Origin of the sequence: Mesorhizobium sp. M0040 (assembly GCF_040323505.1) — a bacterium.
Classification (GTDB): Bacteria; Pseudomonadota; Alphaproteobacteria; order Rhizobiales; family Rhizobiaceae; genus Mesorhizobium.
In genome coordinates this window covers 47,096-53,195 of record NZ_JAMYVA010000039.1, presented here as the reverse complement: position 1 = coordinate 53,195, position 6,100 = coordinate 47,096, and the positions used below count along the sequence as shown (strand labels likewise).

Annotated in this window: 6 protein-coding genes; all 6 read right to left on the bottom strand. The window is 63.0% G+C overall.

The genetic code is table 11. The features are described from left to right. Positions 1–120 precede the first annotated feature (120 nt). From NKJ91_RS25365 to msuE, 6 genes are read right to left on the bottom strand one after another with little or no spacing between them, the layout of a single operon-like run. Positions 121–1,452 (bottom strand): ABC transporter substrate-binding protein, encoded by a 1,332-nt coding sequence (locus NKJ91_RS25365; RefSeq protein ID WP_352457723.1) that lies wholly within the window; start codon positions 1,450–1,452, stop codon positions 121–123. 49 nt (positions 1,453–1,501) lie between these two features. Then, a complete protein-coding gene (locus NKJ91_RS25360; RefSeq protein ID WP_352457722.1) occupies positions 1,502–2,539 on the bottom strand; it encodes a branched-chain amino acid ABC transporter permease in 1,038 nt (345 codons plus the stop codon). Between the two features lie 3 nt (positions 2,540–2,542). Beyond that, positions 2,543–3,439 carry a branched-chain amino acid ABC transporter permease gene (locus tag NKJ91_RS25355; RefSeq protein ID WP_023722895.1) on the bottom strand — a complete coding sequence of 299 codons (897 nt, stop codon included), beginning with the start codon at positions 3,437–3,439 and terminating at the stop codon, positions 2,543–2,545. After that, positions 3,439–4,341 (bottom strand): ABC transporter ATP-binding protein, encoded by a 903-nt coding sequence (locus NKJ91_RS25350; protein WP_352457721.1) that lies wholly within the window; start codon positions 4,339–4,341, stop codon positions 3,439–3,441. Before NKJ91_RS25350 ends, NKJ91_RS25355 begins: the two co-directional genes overlap by 1 nt. A 55-nt stretch (positions 4,342–4,396) precedes the next feature. Further along, on the bottom strand, positions 4,397–5,497 hold the full coding sequence (gene sfnG / locus NKJ91_RS25345) for a dimethylsulfone monooxygenase SfnG (RefSeq protein ID WP_352457720.1): 1,101 nt from the start codon (positions 5,495–5,497) through the stop codon (positions 4,397–4,399). A gap of 27 nt (positions 5,498–5,524) precedes the next feature. After that, complete coding sequence (msuE, locus tag NKJ91_RS25340) at positions 5,525–6,094, bottom strand: FMN reductase (RefSeq protein WP_352457719.1); 570 nt, start codon at positions 6,092–6,094, stop codon at positions 5,525–5,527. Positions 6,095–6,100 lie beyond the last annotated feature (6 nt).

Genomic DNA, 6,100 nt, shown 5'->3' with positions numbered 1-6,100 from the left:
TTTTCTCGGGCCGCCCCGGGAGTGCCCCACTGTATGGTATTTCCGGGGCGTAAATTCGTTCAAGCCCATTTCGGACGAAATCGGCGGCGGCCCGGGGGGCGGGCCGCGAGTTGTTTGACTTCAGTTGCTGACCACTGCTTCGGCGTCTTCGGCCGTGCGGATCTTGATGCCCTTTTCCTTGGCATAGGCCTCGGACGACTTCTCGATGATCGGACGCAGCAGCTTCCAGTCGGGCGCAATCCAGTCGGAGACGACGTTCCACTTCTTGCCGTCCCACTGCTGGAAGGTCACGTAGCCGTCACCTTCGTGATTGTCCCAGGAGACGTTGATCGAGTGGAACAGGTCCTTGGCGCCCAGCGCCTCGACGCGTGCCGGATCGAGCTTGAGATGCTCGAAGCCCCAGCGGACTTCGTCGCCGGTGAGCGTGCGGTTGCCGAACTTGGCCTGCGCGATGCGGACCGCCTCGACATTGAGGATGCCGTTGACGATGCCGAGATTGTGGTAGACCGAGCCGATACGGCTCTTTTCCTCGAGATTGCCTTTGCCGGCGCAGTAGACCGTTTTGACGATCTCCTGGACCACCGGATACTGCTCGCCTGACGCCTGGGTGGTGATGGCCGTATAGCCCTTGGCGGCATCGCCCGCGGGGATCACATCCTCTTCCGAATTCGACCAGACATTGCCGACGATGTGATCGGCCGGGAAGCCGGTCTTCTGCGCGGTCTTGAGCGCAACCGGGTTCATCACGCCCCAGCCGCGCAGCACCACATAGTCGGGATGCTCGCGACGGATCGTCAGCCACTGCGCCTGCTGCTCGTTGCCTGGATGCGGAACCTCGATCTGCGACAGCTCGAAGCCGTATTTCTGCGACAGCAGCTCATAGATCGGAATCGTCTCCTTGCCATAGGGCGAGCCGTGATAGAGCACGACGATCTTCTTGCCCTTGAGCTTGTCGAGGCCACCTTCCTTGGAGGCGATATAGTTCACGATGCCCGAGGTCTCGCTGTACGGATTGAGCAGCAGCGGGAAGACGTAAGGGAACACGCGTCCGTCCGTGGTGTCGGTGCGGCCGTGGTTGATGGTGATCAGCGGCACCTTGTCATCGGTGATGCGGTCGATCATGGCATAGGCGATGCCGACCGAAAGCGGGTTCCAGGCGGCGATGCCGGGATTGCTCTTCAATCGTTCATAGACCTCGACGCCCTTCTCGACCTCATACTGCGTCTCGCCCTCGCTCCAGGTCAGCTTGACGCCGTTGACGCCGCCGTCGCGGATGTTGATCAGGTTGAGATAGTCGATGAAGCCGCCGAAGAAGCCGGTGCCGCCGGCGGCATAAGGGCCGACGCGGTAGCTCTGCAGGGGAAAATACTGCTCGTCGGCGTGGACCGCCGTCGCGCCGAGGACGAAGGCCGTGGCGATCGCCGCTTTCTTGAGGTGACTGAAGAAGGTCATGGATTGCGTCTCCTGAGGTTGTGGTCCGTGAGAGGATGTCGAGCGGCGCTCAGCTGGACCTTGAGCCGATCCGTCGTTTCAGGCGGTCGAAGAGGGCCGACAGCCCGTTCGGTTCCGCGATGAGGAAGATGATGATGAGCGCGCCAAGCACGATGCGCTGGCTCATGTCGAGAACACCCGAATCGAACAGTCCGCCAAACAGGAAGGCGCCAAGCCGCGACAGGATGAGCGGAAAGATGACGATGAACGCCGCTCCCAGAAAGGCGCCGCGTATCGAGGCCAGCCCACCGATGATGATGATGAACAGGATCTGGAACGAGCGGTCGAGATTGAAGCCGGCCGGCTCGACGGTGCGCAGATAGGTGAAGGCCCACAGCACCCCGGCGACGCCGATGATGAAGGACGAGATGGCGAACGCGAGCAGCTTGGTCTTCAGCACAGGGACGCCGATCACCCGCGCGGCGGTTTCGTTGTCGCGCACGGCGATGAAATTGCGGCCGGTCGCGCTGTTGACCAGGCGCCAGACGAGCGCCGTGAGCACGATGACCGTGGTCACCGAGAGCAGGTAGCGGCCCGTCGCCCTGTCGAGCGAGAAGCCCGCAACGGCAAGGTGCGGCGCCGATATCACCCCGGAAGGGTTGTCGTTGGAGAACCAGCCGAACTTGGTCAGCGCCCACTGCACGAAGAACTGGGCGGCGAGCGTCGAGACGGCGAGATAGAAGCCGCGCAGGCGCAGGCTCGGCAATCCGAACACGACGCCGATGCCGGCGGCCGAAATCCCGGCCAGGATCATGGTCGCAGCCAGCGGCAGTCCTTCGACCCGAAGGTTGAAATTGTAGGCGGCGAAAGCGCCGACCGCCATAAAGGCGGAGGAGCCCAGCGAAAGCTGGCCGCAATAGCCGGTCAAAAGGTTGAGGCCGACCGCCGCCAGGCTGAGCGCCAGGAACGGCAACAGGATCGCCTCGACGAAATAGCTCGACGCATAGGTGGGGATCAGGCCGTAGGCGACGGCAATCAGGGCGGCCGGCAGAGCTAACTTCTGCCAGTCGATTGGACGCCTTGCGGCATCGAGCGCTTGCACGGCCATCGGTCAGACCCTTTCGACAGTCTTCTGGCCAAACAGCCCGGAGGGGCGCACCAGCAGGACGACCAGCGCCAGCGCATAGGCGAACCAGCCTTCGATGCCGCCACCGACAAAGGGTCCGAGGTAGACCTCGGCGAGCTTCTCGCTGGCGCCGATGATGAGGCCGCCGACGATGGCGCCGAGGATGGAATCGAAGCCGCCAAGCACCAGTACCGGCAGCGCCTTCAGCACGATCAGCGACAGCGAGAACTGGACGCCGAGGCGCGCGCCCCACAAAAGTCCCGCGACCAGTGCCACGAACCCCGCGGCCGTCCACACCGTCCCCCAGATCCGGGGCAGCCGCAGCCCGACGGCGAGCGCCGCGAACTGGTCGTCTGCGACGGCGCGAAACGCCAGCCCGATCCGGGTCCAATAGAAGAATGCGCTCAAGCCGGCGACCATCGCCGCGGCAATGCCTGCAGCAAGAAGATCGAACGACGATATCAGGATACCGCCGACCTCGAACGGCGTGTCGTCGATGCCGAGATCGAGCCCGTGCACCTGCGTGCCCCACACCAACTGGGCAGCGCCTTCAATGATGTAAGACAGGCCAAGCGTGGCCATGAACAGCGTCATCGGCGAGCGATTGACCAGCGGCCTCAGCACAGTTCGCTCGATGGTGAAGCCCAGCGCAACCATGACCGCGAGGGTAATGAGCAGCGAAAGCGCAAACGGGATGCCGCGTTCGACAAGGCTGACAAAGGTGAGTGCGGCGAACAGCACCATCGACCCTTGCGCGAAGTTCAGTACGCCCGACGTCTTGTAGATCAGCACGAAACCAATGGCGACGAGCGAATACATGACGCCTGAGAGCAAGCCACCGACCAGCACCTCGATGACGAAGAGGAAATCATAGTAGCTCATCAGATGCCCTCGCCATCTTCGCCTTCGGCGGTGCCGATATAGGCCCGGATCACCGCCGGATTGGCCCTGACCTCGGCCGGTGTCCCGTCGGCGATCTTGCGGCCGTAGTCGAGCACGGCGACGCGGTCGGAGAGCCCCATGACCACGCCGATGTCGTGTTCGATGAGGATGATGGTGACGTCGTGCCGGTCGCGCGCTGCGCGCACGAAACCGGCCATCTCGGCCTTCTCGGTCGCCGTCATGCCGGCCATCGGCTCGTCAAGCAGCAGGATCTTCGGCTCGGCGACGAGGGCGCGCGCCAGTTCGACCCGCTTCTGCAGGCCGTAGGGCAGCGTTGCGACCAGGCGATCGGCGACGGCCTCGAGATGCAGGAAGGCGATTGTCTGGTCGACCTTTTCAGCGATCGCGGCATCTTCGCGCCGGGCGCGCGGTAGACCGGCGATATGTTCGACGAAGCTGGCGCGCCGGGTGTGGACGCGGCCCGACGCGATGTTGTCGCGCACTGAAAGCCCACCGAACAGTGCCAGGTTCTGGAAGGTGCGCGCGACGCCGAGCCGTGCCAGACGGCTTGCCGACACCCGGGAGAAGGACTGGCCATCGATCGCGATCTTGCCCTGATCGGCGTGATAGAGGCCGCTGATGATGTTGATCAGCGAGGATTTGCCGGCGCCATTGGGACCGATCACAGCGCGAATCTCGCGGCTTTTGACCTCGAGGTCGACATCCCGCAGTGCCGTGACGCCACCAAAGGAAATGCTGATCCCGCCCAGCGCCAGGATCGCATCAGCCTTTGGCGACAGGCGCGCCGGGCGCGTGTCCTCGACGGGACCAGCACCAGCAAGAATGCCGGAAATTTCGGGCGCGCGCTCGTATGCGGCGGCTCCCAGCGAAGCACCAATCATGAAACATTCCTGATTTTGAAGGCGTGCCGGCGGCGGCCTGAAGACCGCGCCTGTCCTATTCCGCGGCGACAAGCTCCCTGTCGCGCGCCGCTTCCAGTTCGCGCACCAGAGGGATGACGCGCTTGCCGAAGAACTCCACCTCTTCCTGGAAATGCAGGAAGCCGAGCAGGATCAGATCCGCGCCGGCATCCTTCAGCTTGAGGATGCGTTCGGCAATCTGTTCCGGCGTGCCGATGAGATTGCTGCGGAAGCCGTCATTGTATTGGACAAGATCCTCGAACGAGGATTTCGCCCAGTTACCCTCGCCTTCCGGCGACGCCTTGCCGGCATTCTTGACCTGATCGGCGAAACCCTGCACCGCCTCCGGATTGGCCTTGGCGATGATCTCGTCGAGCACGGTGCGCGCTTCTGCCTCGGTTTCGCGAGCGATGGCAAAGGCGTTGACGCCGATCTTGACCTTGTGGCCATTGGCCTTCGCCTTGGTCTTGATGTCGTCAACCTGCTTCTTGATCTCTTCCGGCGTGTTGCCGTTGGTGAAATACCAGTCGGAAACCCGCGCAGCCATGTCGCGCGCCGCGCGTGATGAGCCGCCCTGGAAGATCTCCGGCTGCGGATCGATCGGCTTCGGCTTCATCGAGTAGTTGGTAAAGCGATAGAAGTCGCCCTTCAGAGTGAAATTGTCCTCGGTCCAGATGCCGCGCAGCGCGCGGATGAATTCCTCCGAGCGGCGATAGCGCTCGTCGTGGTCGAGCCACAGCTCGCCGATGGCGGCGAACTCACCGCGGAACCAGCCGCTGACGACATTGACCGCGACACGGCCATTGGTCAGGTGGTTGATGGTGGCTATCTGCTTGGCCGCCAGCGCTGGATTCCATGGGCCGGGCAGGATCGCCGCGATGACTTTCAGCGTTGTGGTCGCCGCAAGCAGGGCATGGCTGAACGATACGGATTCGTGCTGGTTGTCGGCGCCATAGCCGGCCGTGAAGCGTATCTGGCTCAGCGCGTAGTCGAAGCCGTTGGCCTCGGCGATCTGAGCAAGCTTGCGGTTATAGTCGATGTCCCAGCCTGTCCGCTGCTCGACGTTGGAGATGACAAGGCCGCCCGAAACGTTCGGGACCCAGTAGGCGAATTTCACGTCGTCGGAATTCGAGGTCATTTCGTTCGTTTCCCCTTTTGATTGGCTTCAACCGACGCGCGTGGCGACGGCAGTGTTTGTATCACTGGAATTAAGCAACGAGACCGCTTCGGTAGCGGCCCGTGAGATGCGCTCGATAATCGCTGCGCCGACGATCTTGGCATCGACGAAATCGTCGGGCGCGCCGTAGACGCCGGTCGGGACGGTGACGGCCCCGAAAAAACCGAACAATGGCCGGAGCTGATGTTCGAGAACCAGGCCATGGTATGGACTTCCGCCGGTCGCCGCGAGAAGCACGGTCTTGCCCGTCAGTGCACGATAATCGACAAGGTCGAACAGGTGCTTGAGAGCGCCGGTGTAGGACGCCCTGTAGACCGGCGTTCCGACCACGAGCAGATCGGCCTTTTCGACACGCTGGATGATCGCTTCGCCAGACGCGCCAAGCGCGCCACGAGACAACCCGGCGAAAATCAAAGGCGCCGCCTCGGTGATTTCGATCAGGCCGGTGTCTGCCGGGACGCGCAAGGCGACTGCCTTGACCAGCGCGTTGACCACCGCAGTAGTGCGCGATGGTGTGCTTACGCCGCCGGATATTCCGAGAACCGATAGCCGTGCCAACTCGTC